Origin of the sequence: Pedococcus sp. KACC 23699 (assembly GCF_045348425.1) — a bacterium.
Lineage (GTDB): Bacteria > Actinomycetota > Actinomycetes > Actinomycetales > Dermatophilaceae > Pedococcus.
Genome location: NZ_CP157483.1, coordinates 2,435,341 through 2,455,242, shown reverse-complemented (window position 1 = coordinate 2,455,242; position 19,902 = coordinate 2,435,341). Strand labels below are relative to the sequence as shown.

The window sequence follows — 19,902 nt, the reverse complement described above, 5'->3', positions numbered from 1 at the left end:
ATGGCGAAGGGCCCCCGACCTGTTGGTCGGGGGCCCTTCGTGGCACTGGTGGCAGGTGAAGGATTCGAACCTTCGAAGCTTTCGCGATGGATTTACAGTCCACTCCCATTGGCCGCTCGGGCAACCTGCCGTGGTGCGCGTGGAAGAATAGCAAGGACAACCGCGATTGCTGAAACCGGCGTCCGTTGCACTCCGCGACGCCCAGGAAGGACACGCCCACATGGCCGACAGCTCGTTCGACATCGTCAGCAAGATCGACCACCAGGAGGTCGCCAACGCGCTCAACAGCGCCGCCCGCGAGGTGGCCACGCGCTACGACTTCAAGAACGTCGGCGCCTCCATCGAGGCCAGCGGCGAGGACAAGGTCGTCATCAGGGCCAACACCGAGGAGCGCGCCAACGCCGTCCTCGACGTCTTCCAGACCTGGCTGGTCAAGCGCAAGGTCTCCCTCAAGCACCTCGACGTGCCCGAGCGCGGACCACAGCTCTCCGGCAAGGAGTACCGCCTCGAGCTCGGCCTCCAGGAGGGCATCTCCCAGGAGAACGCCAAGAAGATCGGCAAGATCATCCGCGACGAGGGTCCCAAGACGGTCAAGAGCCAGATCCAGGGCGACGAGCTGCGCGTGACGAGCAAGTCCCGCGACGACCTGCAGGCCGTCCAGGCCCTGCTCAAGGGCAAGGACGACCTGGACTTCGCGATCCAGTTCACCAACTACCGCTGACCCACCGCACCACACACGTATGCCGCCGTGCCCGACTCGGGCACGGCGGCACACGTCTGTCCGGGGGCACCACGAAGGCGCTCGACCTGCAGCGGGTCCGGTCAGGCCTCCAGGGCCATGGTCGGACCGCCCAGGTCGGGGAATCGCAGCACCGAGCCGTCGGAGTCGGTATCCGGGGAGTCGTCGCTCCACCCGTCCAGGGCGATCGCGAGGCCGAGAGCCAGACCGGCCATCTCGTGGTCGCCGATGCCGACCCGGCTGGCGACCTCGCGGGCGTTGGACGGGCGGCCCGCTGGATCCTTGGAGAGGCAGTCGTTGACGAGGTCGGCCAGGTCCTGGGGGACGTCACTCGGCAGCGCCGGGGGCGGCTCGTTGACGTGGCTGAGCGCCGTCGCGACCGGGGTGCCACGGTCGAACGGCCGCTGCCCCGTGAGCATCTCGTGCGCCACGACGCCCAGGGCGTAGAGGTCGCTGGCCCCCGTGGCCGCCTCACCCATGGCCTGCTCGGGGCTGATGTAGTGCGGAGTGCCGAGCATCTCGCCGGCGCGGGTGTGACCCGCGGCGTCGAGCGCGCGGGCGATGCCGAAGTCGGTGAGCTTCACGAGCCCGTCGGGGCGGACGAGGATGTTGGCGGGCTTGATGTCGCGGTGGACGACGCGGGCCTCGTGGGCGACTCCGAGGGCGAGCGCGGCCTGACCCAGCAGGGACCGCACCTCCGGGGCGGGCAGCGCGCCGCGACGACGCAGCAGCAGGGACAGCGGCTCGCCCTTGACGAGCTCCATGACGAGAAAGGCCAGGCTGTCGTCCTCGCCGTAGTCGAAGAGCGTGGCGATGTTGGTGTGCAGCAGGGCCGCGGAGTGGACCGCCTCGTCCCGGAAACGCTTGGCGAACAGCTCTTCGTTGCCCGTGTCCGGGCGCATGACCTTGACGGCCACGGCGCGCTGGAGCACCTGGTCGGTGCCGGCCCAGACGTCGGCCATGCCACCGGAGGCGATGCGGGCCCCCAGGACATAGCGGCCCCCGAGGACGAACCCCTCGGACAACCGGTTCACGCTGCGCGCTCCACGAGGCGACCTCCATCAACCGAGGTGTACGTCGATTGACATCTCAAGAACCTCGCAACGGCCATGGTAGGGCCGAAGGGGGCAAACCGCGCGCCGAGGCGACCGCCCGCCATCGACCTGACCTGCGACGACGCCAGATCCACCCTCCTGCGACCCCTGGGCGTTTCGACCCCGTCAGGACCGGGTCGAACGCTCGAGGAGGCGCCTCAGCCGAAGGTCGTGCGCGAGCGCAGGGCCTCCCCCAGCTCGGACTCGGCGTCGACGATCGCGCGCCGCACAGCGGGGGTGAGGTCAGCACGTCCCAGGGCGGCGGCGCTCAGCTCGGCCGTCGCCTGCTCGACGACCCTGGAGGGGTAGGCGAGCTGGGCGACCCGGGCGAGCGCGTCGTCGCCGACCCATGCCGTCATGGCCGGCACGTCGCCGAAGTAGCGCGCGGCATACGGCCGCAGCACCTCGACGCCACCGGAGGACCAGAAACCCTGCGCCAGCGCGTTGAGCTCGTAGTTGGACCGCTCCCGGTTCGTCGTGATCTCGCCCCACGCCCACGCCTTCGCGTCCGCGTCAGGCATGGCCGCGCCGGCCATGAGGGCGCTGAGCCGGCCCTGGAGGGTGTCGTCGCGCTCGCGGGTCGCCTCGATGAGCTCGCGTCCGGCGAGCCCGTGCGCGGCGAGGTTGCGGACCACGATCCACCCGAAGTCGGAGTCGCCCTCGAGCCCCTCGGGGCGACGCTGCCCGGCGGCCCAGGCGCGCAGGAGCTCTTCGTCCGCCGACGTCCGGGCCACGGTGCGAGCCGCGACGAGGGCACGGGTCGAGCCGGGCGTCGCGGTCTCGAGCACCTTGGCGGCCGCACGGGCCACCACCTGCTCGGCCTCGTGCTGCTCGTCCTCGGGCAGGAAGGTGGGGATGATGCGAGCGAGCACGTTGCCGGCGACCCGGTTGAGGATCGAGGCGTTGTCCTCGTGCGGCCACGCCTCGCCCACGGTGCGGACCAGGACGCGCGGGTCCACCGTGCCGAGGCAGACCCCGTCCACGAGCGACACCCACACGACGGCCCGGGCCTGCGGGTCCGGCACCAGCGCGAGCTGCTCGGGCACCGCATCGATCGACGCGGGGTCCAGGGTCACCGTCGCCCAGGTGAGGTCGCCGGCGTTGGGCACGACGAGGTCGGCGGCGGGCGCCGACGCGAGCTCGGGCACGACGGTCGAGTCCCCGGACGTCGTCACCGGCACCCGGAAGGTCTCGGCACCCCCGCTGAACCCCGCGACGTCGAACGTGTGCGGGCGGTCGGCGGGGAAGGCTTCCGGCACGGTGCGGTGCACGGAGCCGCTGGCGCGGTCGAGGGAGATCACGTCGACGCCGGCGGTCAGCAGCCAGGCCTGCGTCCACTGCCCGAGGTCCTTGCCGCTGGCCCGCTCCATGAACCCCATGAAGTCGGCCAGCGTGCCGTTGCCGAACGAGTGCTCGCGCAGGTAGGCCGAGACGCCGGCGATGAAGGCGTCGTCACCGATGTGGGCGATGAGCTGGCGCAGCGTCGCCGCGCCCTTCGCGTAGGAGATGCCGTCGAAGTCCTGCAGCGCCGACTGCGCGTCGAGCGCGGCCGAGCCGGCGACAGGGTGGGTCGAGGGGGTGCGCTCCGCTGCATACCCCCAGGCCTTGCGGGCCATGGTGGAGTCCACCCACGCCTCGGTGCCGAACTCCGTCGCGGCGCCGACCGTGCGGTGCGACATGTACTCGGCGAACGACTCGTTGAGCCACAGGTCGTCCCACCACTGCATCGTCACCAGGTCGCCGAACCACATGTGCGCCATCTCGTGGGCGATCGTGTTGGAGCGGGTGAGGATCTCGTCGCGAGCCGCCGCACCGCGGAAGACGTAGACGTCGCGGAAGGTCACGCAACCGGGGTTCTCCATCGCGCCGGCGTTGAACTCCGGCACGAAGACCTGGTGGTACTCCCCGAACGGGTACCTGATGCCGAACAGCTGGTGGTAGTAGTCGAAGCTCGCCTTGGTGACCTCGAGCATCTGCGGGGCCCCGCGTTCGAGGGCCTCCCTGAGCGAGGCGCGGGCGTGGATGCCCAGCGGTATGCCGTCGTGCTCGTCCCGCACGGAGGCATAGGGACCCGCGCAGACCGTGACGAAGTAGGTCGCCAGCGGCTTGGTCTCGGCCAGCTCCCAGCGACCCGGGGCGGTCCTGGTGGCCGCGCCGTTGCCCAGGACGGTCCACGCCTGCGGGGCGGTGACCGTCACGGCGTACGGGGCCTTGAGGTCGGGCTGGTCGAAGCACGCGAACACCCGCGGTCCGGCGTCGAGGAAGAGGTGGCCGTAGACGTAGTGCTCACCGTCGGCGGGGTCGACCGCGCGGTGCAGGCCCTGGCCGTCGCGGCTGAACGCCATCGACGCCTCCACCTCGAGGACGTTGTCGGCAGCGAGGCCGCGGAGCGCGACGCGCCCGTCGCTCAGGGTCGACACGTCGACCGGCTCGCCGTTGAGGACCATCGAGTGCAGCTGGACGGGCTTGACGTCGACGAACGTCGCGGCGCCGGGATCGGTGCAGGAGAACGAGATCCTCGTCCTGGACCCGAAGTGCTGGTCTCCCTGGTCGAGGTCGAGGTCGACCTCCATCCGCGTCACCTCCAGCAGGGCTGAACGTTCGCGGGCTTCGGACCGGGTCAGGGACGGCATGCCAGCGATTCAACCAGTCGCCGGTCCCGGACAGACCGAAGCCCCCGACCACAGGTGGTCGGGGGCTTCGGCGAAATCACCGGTTGCGGTGGTCTCAGATGACGCGGACCTTCTCGGCCTGCGGGCCCTTGGGGCCCTGCGTGATGTCGAACTCCACGCGCTGTGCCTCGTCGAGCGAGCGGTAGCCGCTGGACTCGATCGCGCTGTAGTGAACGAAGACGTCGGGGCCGCCGCCGTCCTGCTCCACGAAGCCGAAGCCCTTTTCAGCGTTGAACCACTTGACAGTTCCCTGTGCCATGGGATTTCTCGTTCCTGTTGGCCGAGGTGGTCGCGGACGCGATCCACCAGCTGCGCACACCACCACGACACGGACCAAACCGCTGAAGAAAAAAGGCCCGCACATTGGCGGGCCCACTCAGACGAGGAACTGCAACTGCAACTGCGGACAACCATAGCGTGTCCGAGCCCGTTTGCCGACATCGCTCCCCCACGGCCTGTCGGACGCACCAGCGGATGCGTCCGACGGGCTCGCGACAAGGCGCGTCAAGGGGGGCGTCAAGGGGGGCGTCACGGGTCGCAGCGACGGCGCGTCAGCGCTGGCGGAACCCGTAGGCCTGCTGCTCGAGGCGGGCGATGCGCTCGGTCATCGGGGGGTGGGTAGAGAAGAACCGCGAGACGTCCTGGGGCCGGAACGGGTTGGCGATCATCATGTGGCTGGAGTTCTGCAGGGCCGGCGTGGGCTGCAGCGGAGCGCGGGCGACACCGGTCTCGAGCTTGCGCAGGGCCGAGGCGAGGGCGAGCGGGTCACCGGTGAGGCGGGCGCCGTCCTCGTCCGCGTCGTACTCGCGGGTGCGGCTGATCGCCATCTGGATGATCATCGCGGCGACCGGCGCCAGCAGCGCCATCGCCAGCAGGGCGAACGGGTTGGGCCGGTCCTCGTCGCTGCCGCCACCACCGAACATGCTGGTGAACATGAGCATCTGGGCGACCGAGGTGATGACCCCCGCCACCGCCGCAGCGACCGAGCCGGTGAGGATGTCGCGGTTGTAGACGTGCATCAGCTCGTGGCCGAGGACGCCGCGCAGCTCACGCTCGTCGAGCAGGCCGAGGATGCCCTCGGTGCAGCACACGGCGGCGTGGTCGGGGTTGCGGCCGGTCGCGAAGGCGTTCGGCGCCGGGGTCGGGCTGATGAACAGGCGCGGCATCGGCTTGCCTGCGGCGGTCGAGAGCTCCCGGACGATCCGGTACATCGCGGGTGCCTGGGCCTCGCTGACGGGGTAGGCGTGCATGGCCTTGATCGCCAGCTTGTCGGAGTTCCAGTAGCCGTAGAACGTCATGCCGACACCGAAGAGCGCGAAGAGCCACAGGTACTGGCCCCCGCCGATGACCGAACCCAGCGCCAGGAGCACGGCGAAGATGCCACCGAACAGCGCAGCGGTCTTGAGTCCGTTGAAGTGGTTGTGCATGTCTGCCACAACGCTGCGTTTCGCGCGGGCGTTCCCCGTCAGCCGAGCAGGCCGAGCACGAGCTGCGGCAGGACGCTGGCGATCACGAGGACGCCACCGGACAGCAGCAGGGCCACCAGCGCCGGCCGTGGGACGCGCCCGCCGAACAGCTCCTCGGGCCACCCTTCGCCCGCACCGCCACCCGCGCCCTCGGCCGTGGGGACGGCGTCCGCCCCGGGCTCCGGGTCGCGCAGCAGGACGGTGAACCAGCGAAGGTAGACGGCGATGCCGAGGACCGCGTTGGCCACGGCGACCAGGGCGAGGACCCACTGCCCGTCACCCACCACGGGCCGCAGCGCGAGCACCTTGGCCACGAGCCCGAGAACTCCCGGCGGCAGCCCCGCGAGGGAGAGCAGGGCCAGGCCCAGCGCACCGCCCAGGACCGGGCGCCGCCGCAGCAGCCCCGTGTATGCCGCCAGCGTCCGACCTCGCCCCGCCCCACCCGCAGGCGTGCCGGCTGCCCCCGTCCCACCCGCGCCTGCACCGGTGCGGGTGACGAGGTGCACGACGGTGAAGGCGACGAGGGTGGCGACGACGTAGGCGAGCAGGTACCCGGACGAGGCCTGCCCGGCCTGCGTCGTGGCGACGGACAGCGGCAGCACCACCCAGCCGGCCTGCGCCACCGTCGACCAGGCCAGCAGTCGGACCGGGTCGTCCTGGACGAGGGCGACGAGGTTGCCGACCGTCATCGACACGGCGGCCAGGATGCCGACGACGACGAGGACCGGCGTCGCTGCGTGGGCACCGACCGCTCCCGCAGCCGCGAGCGGGCCGAGGACGACGAGGAGGGCAGCCAGGGCGGCGACCTTGGAAGTCGCCGCGAGGAACGTCGCGACGGGTTCGGTGCCGCCGGAGTAGGCCTGCGGCGTCCACACGTGGAACGGCACGAGCGACAGCTTGAAGCCGACCCCGCCCACCAGCAGGAGCAGGCCGAGGACCAGGACGGCACGACGCTCGGGATCGGCCAGTGCCGCTGCGGCGGCCGTGCCGGAGAAAACCGGTTGGGCGGTCGCCAGCAGCCAGAGGGCGGCGCCCATGACGACGAACGCGAAGGACACCAACGAGGTCGTCAGCAGGGCGAGCGCGCCACGACCGGCGTCCGGGGTGGCTCGCAACGCGACGAGCGCGATCGCCGGCAGGGTGGCCAGCTCGAGGCTGACCAGCCACGAGCCGAGGTCGTGGGCGGCGGCCACCCCGGCCGCACCGGCGGTGGCCGCGAGGACCAGCGACACGAGGACGGCGGGGCCTCCTCGCAGGGGTGCGGTGTCGCCGCCCGGCGCACCCACGGTCGAGAGCCGCTCCTGCGACGCCCTATCCGGCCACGCGAGGAGCAGGACCACCAGGGCGGCCAGCAGCGCACCGACCTGCAGGGCCCCGGCGACCGGCCCGGCTTCGTACAGGCAGGCACCGTCGGGGGCGGGCAGGCACAGCGAGCGCCGTGGGGTCGCAGCCGACCCGAGGGCCGTGGGGAGCGCGAGCGCTGCGCCGAGGACCAGGGCGACCACCCCCAGCATGGCGTGCAGCCGGGACAGGCGTGGGGCGAAGGCGTCGACGACGAGCACCACCACGGCACCTGCCGCCGGTGCCACCACGGGACCGAGCACGAGCCAGTCGAGCGTGGCGACGGCGTTCACGGCGCTGCTCCGACCAGCATGCTGACCGTGTCCCGGGTCAGCGCCAACAGCGGCCCGGGGAGCACCCCGAGCAGCAGGGTCGCGAGGACCAGGACCACGACGACGTCCCACTCGCTGCCGCGGCTGTCCTGGATCGGCGGAGACGTGCGCTCACCCGCCCACACGGTGCGGGCCACCCGCAAGGCGTAGGCGGCAGCGAGCACGGTGCCGAGGGCGGCGACCACGGCGACCCCGTGGAACAGGGTCACCGGCCGGTCACCCGCCGGTCTCCACGCGGCATACACGGACAGGAACTCGCCCCAGAACCCGGCGAGGCCGGGCAGCCCGAGGGAGGCGGCGAGGCCGGTGATCAGGGCGAAGCCGAGCCGCGGCGCGACCTCACGCAGGGCTGCGCGGGCGGTGTCGAGGTCGGCGCTGCCCCAGCGTTCCTTCAGGCCGCCGACGACGACGAACAGCAGGGCGGAGACGACACCGTGGGCGACGTTGGCGAACAGCGCGGCCTGCAGACCGGTGCGGGTGCCGCTGGCCAGCCCGATCGCGACGAAGCCCATGTGCGCCACCGAGGAGTAGGCGACCAGGCGCTTGAGGTCGCGCTCGACGAGGCAGCACAGGCCTCCCCAGATGATCCCGACGGCCCCGAGGACCGCGAGCACCGGAGCGACCCGCGCGAACCCGTCGGGCACGGTGGCGAGCGGCAGTCGGACCAGGCCGTAGGTGCCCATCTTGAGCAGGACCGCGGCAAGCAGGACCGAGCCCGCGGTGGGGGCCGTCGTGTGCGCAGCGGGCAGCCACGTGTGCAGGGGGAAGACCGGCACCTTGACGGCCAGGCCGGTCACGAGCAGGGCGGCCACGACCAGCTGGGTCGTGGGCGACAACCCACGGCCGGCGTCCTGGGCGAGGACCCCGAGGTCGGCGGTGCCCGACCTCGTCACCAGGGCCAGGATGCCGACGAGCATCAGCGTCGAGCCGAACGCGGTGTAGAGGACGAAGCGGGCCCCCGCGTCGGCGCGGGCCGCGGGCCGGTGGGCGTCGCCGAACCGCGTGATGAGCACCCACATCGGCACGAGCACCACCTCGAACGCGACGAAGAACAGCACGGCGTCACGGGCGAAGAACGTCGCGAGTGCACCCAGCTCGACGAGCAGCAGGCACGCGTGGAACGCCGCGCTGGTGCCGCCGACGGGCGGGCGTTCGCGGGTGTGCAGCACGACGGCGACCCCGAGCAGGGCGGTGAGCAGGAGCAGCGGCGCGCTGATGCCGTCGACACCGAGGTGCCAGCGCAGTCCGAGGGAGGGCACCCATGAGCGGTCGACCTCGGGGCGGAGCACGACGGCGACCGCCACCGCGACGAGCGTCAGGACGCTGGTGGCAGCCGCGGTGAGGTTGGCCGCGCGGTGGGTCAGACCACGACCGGCCGTGAGCAGCCAGGCAGCGACCGCTGCGGGCAGGACGAGGGCGGTGAGGATCACAGCAGCGCCACCCCCACGAGCGTCACGGCCACGGCGCCCGCCACCACCCAGGCCAGGCCTGTCGCGGCCCGTTCGGTCCGGTGGGCGCGGTCACCGCCGCGCCCCGCGAGGACCGCGCCGACGGCGGCACCCCGCACGTAGGCGTCGACGACCTCGCGGTCGAGGAAGACGACGAGCCGGGCCGCGGCCAGGACGGGCGTGGCCACCAGCGCGACGTACAGGCGGTCGACCCCGAACCCGGAGTCGAAGGCCCGCTGGCGGGCACCGACGAGGAGGGCGGGGTCCTCCCCCGCGCCGAGCCGGCTCGTCGTGACCCGCACGACCGCGAGACCGGCACCCACGACGAGCAGGACGCTCAGCAGGGCGACGAACCATCCGATGTGGCCCCCGAGGTCGACCAGCGGGCTGAGGACGACGAGCCCGCCGATGACGGTGAGGACGGTGAGGACGACGACGGCCGTCTGCACCGGACGTGTGGCCGTGTCGCTCTCGTGCCGGTCGATGTCGGCGGCGGTGAGGTCGTCCAGGACGAGCCAGGCGCGCATGCAGTAGGCCGCGGTGAGGACCACGGTGACCAGGCCTGCGAGCAGGACCAGCCAGGACCGGGCCGGTGCGACCGCGATGCCTGCCTCCGCGGCCGACAGGACGTGCTCCTTCGACACGAACCCCACTAGCGGGGGCACCCCGGCGAGCGAGAGCAGGCCGACGAACATCGCCGGGCGCAGGACGAGGTGGCCGCGGAGCCCGCCGCGCATCGTGGCGGCCGCCGTGCCGCCGACGGTGACGCTGAGCCAGCCGATCGCGAGGAACAGCAACGCCTTGAAGAACGCGTGGGAGTACAGGTGCAGGACCCCCGCCCCCGGCCCCTCGTCGGCCTGGGCGACCGCGAGGGCCGACAGCATGAGGGCGACCTGACTGAGGGTGGAGTAGGCGAGCAGGCGCTTCAGGTCGCTCTGCCCGAAGGCGAGCAGTGCCGCCCAGACCATCGTCACGGCGGTGCTCAGGGCGAGGACCCACCGGGCGCCGTCGCTCGAGGCCAGCAGGTCGAACAGCTGGGCCAGCACGAACGTCCCCGCGGCCACCATGGTCGCCGCGTGGATGAGGGCGGACGCCGGCGTCGGGCCCTCCATCGCGTCGGGCAGCCAGTCGTGGAACGGCACCATGCCCGACTTGCCGAGCACACCGATGACCAGCAGCACCATGGGCAGCGTCGCCGACTCCCCCGCATACGAGGCGATCACCGACCGGTATGCCGTGGAGCCGGCTTCCGTGGCGAGGACCACCACCCCGAGGACGAACCCGACGTCGGCCAGCCGGGTGACGAGGAAGGCCTTGAGCGCCGCCCGTCGCGCGGACTCCTTGCGGCTCCAGTGCCCGATGAGCAGGTAGGAGCACCAGCCCATCACCTCCCAGCCGACCAGGGTCAGCACGAGGTCGGCGGACTCGACGACGAGCAGCATGGCGGCGGTGAACAGGGAGACCGTGGCGGCGAAGATGCCGTAGCGGTCGTCCTCGCGCAGGTACCAGCCGGCGAACGCCTGGACGGCCCAGCCGACGACGGCGACGACGAGCGCGATCAGCGCGGTGGCGGTCGTGGCCTGGAGCTGGAGCGGGATGCGCAGCTCACCGGCGGCCAGCGGCGCGAACGTGTCGACCGCGCGGGACTGCCCGGACGTGTGCACCCCCACGAGCTGCACCAGCGCGGCGCCGAGGGTGACGAGCGAGGCGGTGACCGCGAGGCCTCGTGCGGCGCGCGGGTCGAGCCCGCCGCGACCGTCGCTCGCGTCGTGCCGTCGGGCCAGGAGCAGCCCGAGGACGGCGGCAGCGAGCGGGACGAGGACGACCAGGCGGGCCGCAGTGGCGCTCACGGGCGGGTCCGGTCGAGGTCGATGTCGCCGCGCAGGCGGTAGACGGCCAGCACCACCGCGAGGGCCACGCAGACCTCTGCGGCCGCGATGGTGATGACGAAGAGGGTGAGGATGTTGCCCGCCGCCCACCGGTCCCCACCCGAGGCCCCGACCGAGACGAGCAGCAGGGTCGCCGCGTTGAGGACCAGCTCCACCCCGATCAGGACGAGCACGGCGTTGCGGCGGGCCAGCACGCCATACGTGCCGAGGCCGGCGAGCACGGCGGCGAGGAGGTAGGGGCCGGCGAGGTGGATCACGGCTGGCTCCCCCGGGTCGGCGTGGAGTCCGCTGCCGGCGCGCGGTCCGGTGCCGGGACGCGCTCCGGTGCGGCGGCGTGGTCCGGCGCGGGCACCCGGCCGGCGACGCGGGAGACGGCGAGCGCGGCGACCAGGGCGACGAGCAGCAGGACGGACAAGAGCTCGAACGGCCACACCCACGTGCCGAACAGCTCGCTCGCCAGCTCGCTCGTGGCGGTCGTCTTGCGCGGGACGGGCGCGGCGAGCGGGAGCAGGACGGAGGCCAGCACCGCGGTGACGGCTGCCCCGAGCACCGCTGCGAGGACCCGGTGCAGGCGGCTGGTCGCGATCTGCGCGTGCGGGCCGATCGGGGCGCGGGTGAGCATCAGCGCGAACAGCACCAGGACGACGACGGCGCCGACGTAGACGAGGACCTGCACCAGCGCGACGAACTCGGCACCCAGCACGAGGTAGCACCCGGCGATCGAGCCCAGGCACACCACCAGCCAGAGCGCGGCGTGCACGACGTGCCGGGTGGTCACCGCGAGCAGCCCGCTGGCCGCCGCGATGAGCCCGACGCCGGCGAAGGCGATGTCGAGCCCGGTCACGCGTCCGCCTCGGGAGCGGGCAGCTCGGTCGTCGCCGCCTCGGGTGCGGCCGCCCCGGGGCGGACGCGGGCGGGACGGGCCGCCGGGGTCCGGACCGTCCGGGGCGGCTTGTTGGCGGCGGCGATCTCTGCCGGCTCCGCGGAGCGCTCGTCGAGGGCGGGCGGTGGCGGGACCGTGGGCATCCACTGGCCGAGCCGGTCCTTCTCGTGCAGCAGGTCGCGGATGTCGAGCTCGGAGTACTCGAACTCGGGGCTCCAGTGCAGCGCGTCGAACGGGCAGACCTCGATGCAGATGCCGCAGTACATGCAGAGGCTGAAGTCGATGGCGAACCGGTCGAGCACGTTGCGCTGCCGGTCGCGCCCGCCCGGCGTCGTCGCGGGGATCGTCTCCTTGTGGGAGTCGATGTAGATGCACCAGTCCGGGCACTCGCGGGCGCAGAGCATGCAGGAGGTGCAGTTCTCCTCGAGCAGGGCGATCACCCCGCGGCTGCGCGGGGGAAGGTGCGGCTGGACGTCCGGGTACTCAGCGGTGTGCGACGGCTTCACCATGGTGCGCGCGGTCGTGGCCAGTCCCTTGAGGATCCCCGGTATGGCGCCGCCGCTGCTGCGCTTCGCCGGCTGGGACGTCGTCGCCTGAGGCTTCTGCTGAGGCTTGTTCTGCTGGGGCTTCGTCGGTTCGCTCATGCGCTCAGCACCACCCAGGCGCCGGTGAGGGCCAGCTGCGCGAGGGCGAGCGGCACGAGGACGAGCCAGGCCAGGCGCTGGAGCTGGTCCTCGCGCAGCCTCGGCCACGAGACGCGCAGCCAGATGACCACGACGGCGATCACGAACCCCTTGAGCACCGTCCAGAGCCAGCCGAGCTGGTCGCTGAACGGCCCCTGCCAGCCGCCGAGGTAGAGCACGGCGAACAGCAGCGACATGACGACGATCCCGGCGTACTCGCTCAGCAGGAAGAACGCGAACCGCAGCCCGGTGTACTCGGTGTAGGCGCCGAACACGATCTCGCTGTCGGCGACTGGCATGTCGAAGGGGGGGCGCTGCAGCTCGGCGACAGCGGCGACGAGGAAGACGACCGCACCGGGGAGCTGCCACAGCAACCACCACGGAGACCAGGCAGCCGCGATGCCGGACAAGGACAGCGATCCCGCCGCGAGACAGACCGAGGCCACGGCGAGGACCAGCGGCAGCTCGTAGGACAGCAGCTGGGCGGCGGCCCGCATCGCGCCGAGCAGGGAGTACTTGTTGGCGCTGGCCCAGCCGGCCATCAGGGTGCCGAGGATGCCGACGGCGGTGACCGCCAGGACGAGGACCGCGCTCGCGGGGGCGTCGGCGGCCACGACGTCGGGTGACAGCGGGATGACCGCCATCGCCACGAGGTACGGGATGAGCGCGACCGCGGGGGCGAACCGGAAGACGGCCTTGTCGGCGGCTGCCGGGGTGATGTCCTCCTTCTGCACGAACTTGACCCCGTCGGCGACCAGCTGGGCCCAGCCGTGGAACCCACCGGCGTACATCGGTCCGAGCCGGCCCTGCATGTGCGCCATGACCTTGTGCTCGGTCTGGCCGACGAGCAGCGGGAGCACCAGGAAGGCAGCCAGCACGGCGACCGAGCGCAGGACGACCTCGAGGACCTCGACCCCGGTCATCGCGGACCCCAGTCGGCGTCCGGCACACCGGGGGCGGACACCCTTCGGCGACCGGTGGGCTTGCTGTGCTCGCTCTCGCCGGGTTCCTTCGCGCCGGGCCAGGCCTTGGAAGCGCGGGCCGCGAGGACGAAGGACTTGCGCAGCGGGGTGCCCTCGAAGCCGTCGGGCAGCAGCAGCGGACGCAGGTCCTGGCCGGTGCCGTCGTCGAACCCGTCGAACCCGAGCCCGAACATCTCGTGGGTCTCACGCTCGTGCCAGGCGGCACCACGGAACACCGGGGTGATGGAGCCGAGGGTCCCGCCGTCAGGCACACGTGTCCGGATCATGAGGCGGCGCAACGACTTCGGCGTCGAGCCGTCCATGAGGTGGCAGACGACGTCGAACCCGGGGGCGTCCTCCACGTCGGTCTGGTCGACGGCTGTCAGCCAGTCGAAGAAGGTGAACCCCTCGGTGCGGGCACCCTCGACCGAGGCCACCCACTCCTGCGGTGACACCTCGCGCCGCTGCACGGCTGCCGGGTCGTTCACGACGGGTTCCTGGCCGGCGAGCCGGTCGGGGGTGCGACGAGTCCGCGTGTCACCTCACCGGCCGAGGCGGTGCGATGCCCTGCATACTTGGCGCGGATTCCCTTGGTGGACAACGTCTCCGCCGCGATCTTCTCCTGCAGCTTGAGGATGCCCTGGAGCAGCGACTCGGGGCGGGGCGGGCAGCCGGGCACGTAGACGTCGACGGGGATGATCGTGTCGACACCCTTGGTGACGCTGTACGAGTCCCAGTAGGGACCGCCCGAGTTGGAGCAGGCGCCGAACGAGATCACGTACTTCGGCTCAGGCATCTGGTCGTAGAGGCGGCGCACGGCCGGCGCCATCTTGTCGGTCACGGTGCCTGACACGACCATGAGGTCGGCCTGCCGCGGTCCCGGCGCGAACGGGATGACCCCGAGGCGGATGAAGTCGTGGCGGGCCATCGACGCGGCGATGAACTCGATGGCACAGCAGGCCAGCCCGAAGTTGAAGACCCACAGGGAGTAGCGCCGGCCCCAGTTGAGGACCACACGGATCGGCTGCGGCGCGAGGTCGGTCGCGGCACCGACTCTCGGCATGGGCAGGTCGACGCGAGACATCACAGCCACCGCAGCAGGCCACGACGGGCAGCGTGGGCGAGGCCGACGAGCAGCACGCCGATGAACACCGCGATCTCGACCAGGGAGGCTGCCCCGAGGTCGGCCGACCGCACCACGAGCGCCCACGGGAAGAGGTAGACCGCATCGACGGCGAAGATGACGTAGAGGAACGCGTAGACGAAGTAGCGGATCTGGGTCTGCGCCCAGTCCCGCCCCACGGGGTCCACACCGGACTCGTAGGTCGTCAGCTTCGCGCGCGTCGGGGCGCTCGGCGCGAGCAGCCTCCGGGCTCCCATGGCAGCGCCGAACAGCAGCAGGCCGACCACGACCACTGCGGCGACGACGACGTAGGGCGACACGATTGGCAGCCTAGTGGCCCCTCCCCCGACGGGGCCCGTGCGCACACCTCACCGTGGAGTGTCGGGAAGGCCGGAGGAGACCTACCGTGGACGGTATGGCGCAGGTCCCGCTGTTCCCCCTCGGCACCGTCCTCGTGCCGGGTGCCTCCTTGCCGCTGCAGATCTTCGAGCCGCGGTACATCGAGATGCTCAGCGACCTCGTCAACGCGACGGACGTGCCCGAGTTCGGGGTGGTGGCCATCCGGCAGGGTCACGAGGTGGGTGCCGACTCCGCCCACGACCTGCACGAGGTCGGCTGCCTCGCCCGGGTCGTCCAGGCCGCCTCGGTCGGCGACGGCCGCTATCTCGTCGTCAGCACGGGCACGCGGCGGTTCCACCTCGACGCGATGGCCGACGCCGGCACGGCCTACCTCACGGCCGAGGTGACCGTCCTCGAGGAGCGTCGCGGCGACGAGCAGGAGGTGGCCGACCTCGCCACCCGGCTCCGCGAGGCCCTCCACCGGTACGCCGAGACCCTGGGCGCCGAGCAGCCGCAGTGGCCCGACGACGCGGACGAGCTGTCCTACGCCGTCGGCGCCTCGGTGGGGCTCGACCTCGGCGAGCGGCAGCAGCTGCTCGCAGCCCCGGACACCGAGACACGCCTGCGCCTCGGCCTGCGGATGGTGCGCCGGGAGCAGGCCCTCGCCCGGACCCTGGGCGTCGTGCCGCCACCCCCGGACCACCCCTGGAACCCGAACTGACCCCGATAACCGGTTACCCGGATACCCGGATATCCGGTGGCGGGTGTCCGACGCGTGCGACAGGGTCGGGGCATGACACCCGATGACACCCCGAGCGCCTGGGACGAGCGCACGACGCTGCTCACGATGCTGCAGTACACCCGCGACGTCGCCGCCGGGAAGTGCCGCGACCTCGCCGCCCACCACGTCGGCGCGGCCCCGCTCCCCGGTTCGCCGCTGATGACCATGGGCGGGGTGCTCAACCACCTGCGCTGGGTCGAGCACTCGTGGATCGAGAACCGGTTCGTCGGCGGTCCGGACCTCGGACCATGGACGGCGACCGAGCCCGACAAGGAGTTCAGCGTCGGCGCCGAGACGTCCCTGGCCCAGACGCTCGAGGAGTATGCCGCGCAGGCCGTGCGCACCGACGCCATCATCGCGGGCCTCGACCTCGACGACCGCTCGGCGACCCCGTTCCGGGGCGGCGAGCACCCGACGTTGCGCTGGGTGGTCCTGCACCTCATCGAGGAGAACGCCCGGCACAACGGCCACCTCGACCTGCTCCGCGAGCTCGCCGACGGCCGGACCGGCGACTGACCGCCGGGCCGACGGTCAGTCGTCGAGGCGGTCGAAGGCGGGGGCGTACCGGAAGGCCCCGGCCAGGCCCTCGCCCCAGGCGTGCAGCCGGCGGAGCATGAAGTACTGCGGGCCCCAGTTCTGCGGCGGGGTGATGCCGTGGTCGACGGCGGGGCCGAACCCGAACCGCGGGTAGTACGTGGGGTGGCCGAGCAGCACGACCCCGCGCTCACCCAGGGCGTCGGCGGCGGCCAGCGTCGCATGCATGAGCGCCGACCCGATCCCCGCCTGCTGCACGGCCGGCAGCACCCCGAGCGGGCCGAGGCCGACCAGAACCGGCTCCCCGTCGACGAACGCCCGGCTGATCGCCACGTGCCCGGCGACCATGCCGTCGACCTCCGCCACGAGGCAGCACTCGAGCACGAGGTCGCCGTCGGCGCGCAGGCCGTCGACGAGGTCCGCCTCGAGGACGCCCTGACGCGCTGGGGCGCCCGCGGTGGCCGGCTTCGCGAAGGCTGCGAGGTGGACCGTGCGGATCGCGTCGGCGTCGGTGGGCAGCTCACGGCGGATCAGCATGCGGCCGACCCTAGCCACGCGCCCGCCCCTGCTGCCTCCCGATTTCCCCGTCACGCCATACGCCGGTCGCACGAAGCTTTCCAGCCCGTCCCACAGGCGGCGGCTCGGTGAGGGTGGTCAGGAAGCGTCGGCGGCGGTGGGGAGGGGCTCGAAGGCCGGCGGAGCGGACTCGTAACCCTCGGCGGCGACGAGGTAGCCGTCGGCGTCCAGGGTCACCGGGATGGGGTCGGTGATCTCGAAACCGTCCAGGCCCCGCGGCTCGACGTTGCGGAAGCCGACCATGGCCCACGACCCGTCCCGGCGCTGCACCAGCGGCGCGGCGAACAGGTCCGGCTCTACCACGAAGGGTCGGGCGGCATCGACGTCCCAGGGACCGAGTGGACCCGGGCCGGGCACCGACCACGTGCAGTACTCCCCGCTGCGGGCCTTGCGCTCGGCGGTCATCTCCTGTGGGTGGCAGGTGAACACCAGCACCCAGCGACCGTCGACCTGCTTGTCCTGCAACACCTCCAGCTGCCCGAACCCGGCGCCCGGCTCGCACAGGGGCGGCTGCAGCGTCCACGTCTCGAGGTCGGGGCTCGTGGCGTGGGCGACGACGCCGTCGTCGTTCCTGGCAGCCTCCCGGGCCCGGGCGGAGAGCAGCAGGTGCCAGCCGTCGCCCCGGGCATCGGCGAAGACGAGGGGGTCGCGCCAGGTCTCGCTCGAGCCCTCGAGGTCGGGACCCTGGGTCGGCGCCGGGGTGTTGGCGAGGTTCTTGTACCAGCGCCCGTCGACGCGCACCGCGGGCTCGGAGGACACCCGTTCCCAGTGGTAAAGGTCGTCGGAGACGGCCGACCCCACCCGCTGGTCGTAGACGTGGTGTCCGGCGGTCGACACGGCGGTGTAGAACATCCGCCAGCGGTCGCCGTCGCGGACGACCGAGCCGGTCCAGATGGCCAGGTCGTCGAACCCTGCCTGCGCCGGCCCGAAGCACTCGCCCAGGTAGTCCCAGGTCACCAGGTCGAGCGAGGTCGCGTGGCCCACGGTGGCGGCGGTGTGCCGCTTGCCCGGGTCCACCAGCGACCTCGGCGCCTGGAGGAAGAAGAGGTGGTAGAGCTCGCCGTCGTCGGCGATCCAGGAGTCCCAGACCCAGTGGTCTTCGAGCCGCAGCATGCGCCGAGTGTGGCAGTCCTGCGGCGCCCTGGCACGGCCTTGACCGTAGGTCGGTCAGACCTGACCGCAGGTCGGTCAGATCCCGTCGACCGTCCCGCCGGCTCGCCAGTACCGGCCGTCGCGCCGGTCCATGAACCCCTCTTCCACGAGGTACCGACGCAACGCGGCGACGTCGGCGTGGAAGGGACGGAGCCGGGCGTTGACGTCGGTCTCCTCGTACACCTCGCCGACGGCGAACTCCTGCGCGATGAGGTCGAGCACCACGAGCCGCTTGGTGATCTTCGTCGGGATCGACACGAGGCTGCCGTCCTCGCGGACGAAGGCGCGCAGCACGGCGTCACGATGCGCAAGGGCGTCCTGCAGGGCTGGCCGGTCCATGCCCACCACTCTAGGAAGAAGTCACGCGAGGCGTTCGCGCAGCGCCAGCACCGCCTGTGCCGTGGCGACCGGCTCGGCGAGCAGGTGCAGGTGGTGGCCGTCGAGGACGTGGACCGGCCACCCGGCGGCGCGGGCGAAGGTGAGCTCCGCTGCATACGTCCCACCGAACCCGAGGTATGCCGCGGGCCGCTCCTCCCAGCGCGCGGGCACCTGCACGGGGGTCGTGAAGTAGGCGGCGGGGAGACGGGGCGCGGCGGCGGTCACGCGCCTCTGCCAGTCGACGGAGGGAAACATCGGGCCGATGTCGGCGGGGTCCCACCACAGCGGCCAGGGCGGCAGGAGACCGTCCTCCTGTGGCAGGCCGGCCAGGAGCTCACCGAACTGCGGTGGCGCGAGGAGGGTGGTGGATGCGCGCTCCAGCGGCAGCGCGGCATCGACGAGGACCACCGGCACCGGGACCTCGGCGCACAGCGCGGGCACGAGGTAACCGGCGTTGCTGTGCGCGACCAGCGTCGTGGCACCGCTGGCGTGCAGCTGGTCGACGAACGCCGACAGCACCACCGCCGGGCTCAGCGGGCCGTCGGGGAGCTCGGCCACGCGCGCCCGCACGCCGTGCTCGTCCAACGCCGCCGCGAGCGGGAGGTAGGCAGCGGGGCCGAGCAGCGGACTCGGCAGCACCAGGGCGTCGGAGGGCACGACCGGCACGTTAGCCGCGGCGGGACGGAGGCGGTGGCTACCTCGCGGCGGTGAGGATCTCGGCGCCGTCGTCGGTGATGGCGATGGTGTGCTCGCTGTGGGCCGTCCGGCACCCGGTGGCGCTGCGCAGCGTCCAGCCGTCGTCATCGGTGACGAGGTCGGCGGTGTCGGCCATGACCCAGGGCTCCAGGGCCAGCAGCAGCCCGGGGCGCAGCACGTAGCCCCGGCCGGGCCGGCCGGTGTTGGACACGTGCGGGTCCTGGTGCATCGTCGACCCGACGCCGTGGCCACCGAACTCGGTGTTGATGAGATAGCCCGCCTCGCGCAGGCTCGAGCCGATGGCGTGGGAGATGTCGCCGACGCGGGCGCCTGGTCCGGCTGCAGCGATCCCTGCGGCCAGGGCGCGTTCGGTGGCATCGATCATGGCGACGCTCTCGGTGGGCCTCGAGCTGCCGACGACGAAGCTGATGGCGGAGTCGGCGACGACCCCGTCCTTGGACACGGCGAGGTCGAGGGAGAGCAGGTCGCCCTCGGCGAGCCGGTGGTCGCGGGGCAGCCCATGGAGCACCGCGTCGTTGACCGACGTGCAGATGTAGTGGCCGAACGGGCCGCGCCCGAAGGACGGCTCGTAGTCGACGTAGCAGGAGACCGCCCCGGCCTGCAGGATCATCGCCTTGGCCCACCGGTCGATGTCGAGCAGGTTGGCGCCCACCGTGGTGCGGCCCTTGAGCGCCTGCAGGATGTCGGCGACGAGGGACCCTGCCTGCCTCGCCCGGGACAGCTCGGCCGGGGTCATGATCTCGATCATGCGACGCCTCTCTCGGATCGTGCGATAACTATCCCGGCAATGGTA

The 19,902-nt window shown here is 72.2% G+C and carries 22 protein-coding genes and 1 tRNA gene; 3 read left to right on the top strand and 20 right to left on the bottom strand.

Translation table 11 applies throughout. The features are described 5' to 3' along the window. Window positions 1-46: 46 nt before the first annotated feature. Window positions 47-130 (bottom strand) — tRNA-Tyr (locus ABEG17_RS11575). A 90-nt stretch (window positions 131-220) separates the two neighbouring features. Between ABEG17_RS11575 and ABEG17_RS11570 the strand changes: the two genes are divergently transcribed. Next, a complete protein-coding gene (locus ABEG17_RS11570) occupies window positions 221-721 on the top strand; it encodes a YajQ family cyclic di-GMP-binding protein (RefSeq protein WP_406829631.1) in 501 nt (166 codons plus the stop codon). A gap of 101 nt (window positions 722-822) precedes the next feature. On the opposite strand, the gene ABEG17_RS11565 is transcribed toward ABEG17_RS11570, so the two are convergent. The 14 genes from ABEG17_RS11565 to ABEG17_RS11500 form a co-directional block, all read right to left on the bottom strand. Further along, on the bottom strand, window positions 823-1,773 hold the full coding sequence (locus tag ABEG17_RS11565; protein WP_406829630.1) for a serine/threonine-protein kinase: 951 nt from the start codon (window positions 1,771-1,773) through the stop codon (window positions 823-825). Between the two features lie 218 nt (window positions 1,774-1,991). Next, window positions 1,992-4,466 (bottom strand): aminopeptidase N, encoded by a 2,475-nt coding sequence (gene pepN, locus ABEG17_RS11560; protein WP_406829628.1) that lies wholly within the window; start codon window positions 4,464-4,466, stop codon window positions 1,992-1,994. A 94-nt stretch (window positions 4,467-4,560) separates the two neighbouring features. After that, window positions 4,561-4,764, bottom strand: a complete 204-nt coding sequence (locus ABEG17_RS11555) for a cold-shock protein (RefSeq protein WP_056915526.1) — start codon at window positions 4,762-4,764, stop codon at window positions 4,561-4,563. A gap of 292 nt (window positions 4,765-5,056) precedes the next feature. Then, entirely contained in the window at window positions 5,057-5,932 is an 876-nt protein-coding gene (gene htpX / locus ABEG17_RS11550; protein WP_406829627.1) for a zinc metalloprotease HtpX, read from the bottom strand. 38 nt (window positions 5,933-5,970) lie between these two features. Continuing rightward, complete coding sequence (locus tag ABEG17_RS11545) at window positions 5,971-7,605, bottom strand: proton-conducting transporter membrane subunit (protein WP_406829626.1); 1,635 nt, start codon at window positions 7,603-7,605, stop codon at window positions 5,971-5,973. Then, window positions 7,602-9,074 carry a NuoM family protein gene (locus ABEG17_RS11540; protein WP_406829625.1) on the bottom strand — a complete coding sequence of 491 codons (1,473 nt, stop codon included), beginning with the start codon at window positions 9,072-9,074 and terminating at the stop codon, window positions 7,602-7,604. The genes ABEG17_RS11545 and ABEG17_RS11540 overlap by 4 nt, the downstream gene beginning before the upstream one ends. Continuing rightward, window positions 9,071-10,942, bottom strand: coding sequence for an NADH-quinone oxidoreductase subunit L (locus ABEG17_RS11535; protein ID WP_406829624.1), 1,872 nt, complete (start codon window positions 10,940-10,942; stop codon window positions 9,071-9,073). Before ABEG17_RS11535 ends, ABEG17_RS11540 begins: the two co-directional genes overlap by 4 nt. After that, window positions 10,939-11,238 carry an NADH-quinone oxidoreductase subunit NuoK gene (gene nuoK, locus ABEG17_RS11530; RefSeq protein WP_406829623.1) on the bottom strand — a complete coding sequence of 100 codons (300 nt, stop codon included), beginning with the start codon at window positions 11,236-11,238 and terminating at the stop codon, window positions 10,939-10,941. Before nuoK ends, ABEG17_RS11535 begins: the two co-directional genes overlap by 4 nt. Continuing rightward, a complete protein-coding gene (locus ABEG17_RS11525; RefSeq protein ID WP_406829622.1) occupies window positions 11,235-11,825 on the bottom strand; it encodes an NADH-quinone oxidoreductase subunit J in 591 nt (196 codons plus the stop codon). Before ABEG17_RS11525 ends, nuoK begins: the two co-directional genes overlap by 4 nt. Continuing rightward, entirely contained in the window at window positions 11,822-12,508 is a 687-nt protein-coding gene (locus tag ABEG17_RS11520) for a NuoI/complex I 23 kDa subunit family protein (RefSeq protein ID WP_406829621.1), read from the bottom strand. Before ABEG17_RS11520 ends, ABEG17_RS11525 begins: the two co-directional genes overlap by 4 nt. Beyond that, window positions 12,505-13,470, bottom strand: a complete 966-nt coding sequence (nuoH, locus tag ABEG17_RS11515; RefSeq protein ID WP_406829620.1) for an NADH-quinone oxidoreductase subunit NuoH — start codon at window positions 13,468-13,470, stop codon at window positions 12,505-12,507. Before nuoH ends, ABEG17_RS11520 begins: the two co-directional genes overlap by 4 nt. Then, entirely contained in the window at window positions 13,467-13,997 is a 531-nt protein-coding gene (locus tag ABEG17_RS11510) for an NADH-quinone oxidoreductase subunit C (protein WP_406829619.1), read from the bottom strand. Before ABEG17_RS11510 ends, nuoH begins: the two co-directional genes overlap by 4 nt. After that, entirely contained in the window at window positions 13,994-14,593 is a 600-nt protein-coding gene (locus ABEG17_RS11505; RefSeq protein WP_406833185.1) for an NADH-quinone oxidoreductase subunit B, read from the bottom strand. Before ABEG17_RS11505 ends, ABEG17_RS11510 begins: the two co-directional genes overlap by 4 nt. Beyond that, window positions 14,593-14,952 carry an NADH-quinone oxidoreductase subunit A gene (locus tag ABEG17_RS11500; RefSeq protein WP_406829618.1) on the bottom strand — a complete coding sequence of 120 codons (360 nt, stop codon included), beginning with the start codon at window positions 14,950-14,952 and terminating at the stop codon, window positions 14,593-14,595. Before ABEG17_RS11500 ends, ABEG17_RS11505 begins: the two co-directional genes overlap by 1 nt. Before the next feature lie 95 nt (window positions 14,953-15,047). Here ABEG17_RS11500 and ABEG17_RS11495 point away from each other — a divergent pair, with 95 nt between their 5' ends. After that, window positions 15,048-15,692 carry an LON peptidase substrate-binding domain-containing protein gene (locus tag ABEG17_RS11495; RefSeq protein WP_406829616.1) on the top strand — a complete coding sequence of 215 codons (645 nt, stop codon included), beginning with the start codon at window positions 15,048-15,050 and terminating at the stop codon, window positions 15,690-15,692. 72 nt (window positions 15,693-15,764) lie between these two features. Then, window positions 15,765-16,268: a DinB family protein gene (locus ABEG17_RS11490; RefSeq protein WP_406829615.1), complete on the top strand. Its 504-nt coding sequence runs from the start codon at window positions 15,765-15,767 to the stop codon at window positions 16,266-16,268. 15 nt (window positions 16,269-16,283) lie between these two features. Here the strand turns inward: ABEG17_RS11490 and ABEG17_RS11485 are convergent, their stop codons facing one another. The 5 genes from ABEG17_RS11485 to map all read right to left on the bottom strand — a co-directional run bounded on the left by ABEG17_RS11485 (window position 16,284) and on the right by map (window position 19,857). After that, window positions 16,284-16,823 carry a GNAT family N-acetyltransferase gene (locus tag ABEG17_RS11485; protein ID WP_406829614.1) on the bottom strand — a complete coding sequence of 180 codons (540 nt, stop codon included), beginning with the start codon at window positions 16,821-16,823 and terminating at the stop codon, window positions 16,284-16,286. Window positions 16,824-16,940: 117 nt separating this feature from the next. Continuing rightward, complete coding sequence (locus ABEG17_RS11480; RefSeq protein ID WP_406829613.1) at window positions 16,941-17,975, bottom strand: glycosyl hydrolase; 1,035 nt, start codon at window positions 17,973-17,975, stop codon at window positions 16,941-16,943. Between the two features lie 75 nt (window positions 17,976-18,050). Continuing rightward, a complete protein-coding gene (locus ABEG17_RS11475) occupies window positions 18,051-18,353 on the bottom strand; it encodes a DUF2087 domain-containing protein (RefSeq protein ID WP_406829612.1) in 303 nt (100 codons plus the stop codon). Between the two features lie 21 nt (window positions 18,354-18,374). Beyond that, window positions 18,375-19,049, bottom strand: coding sequence for a hypothetical protein (locus ABEG17_RS11470; protein WP_406829611.1), 675 nt, complete (start codon window positions 19,047-19,049; stop codon window positions 18,375-18,377). A gap of 37 nt (window positions 19,050-19,086) precedes the next feature. Continuing rightward, window positions 19,087-19,857, bottom strand: a complete 771-nt coding sequence (gene map, locus ABEG17_RS11465) for a type I methionyl aminopeptidase (RefSeq protein ID WP_406829610.1) — start codon at window positions 19,855-19,857, stop codon at window positions 19,087-19,089. Window positions 19,858-19,902: the final 45 nt, after the last annotated feature.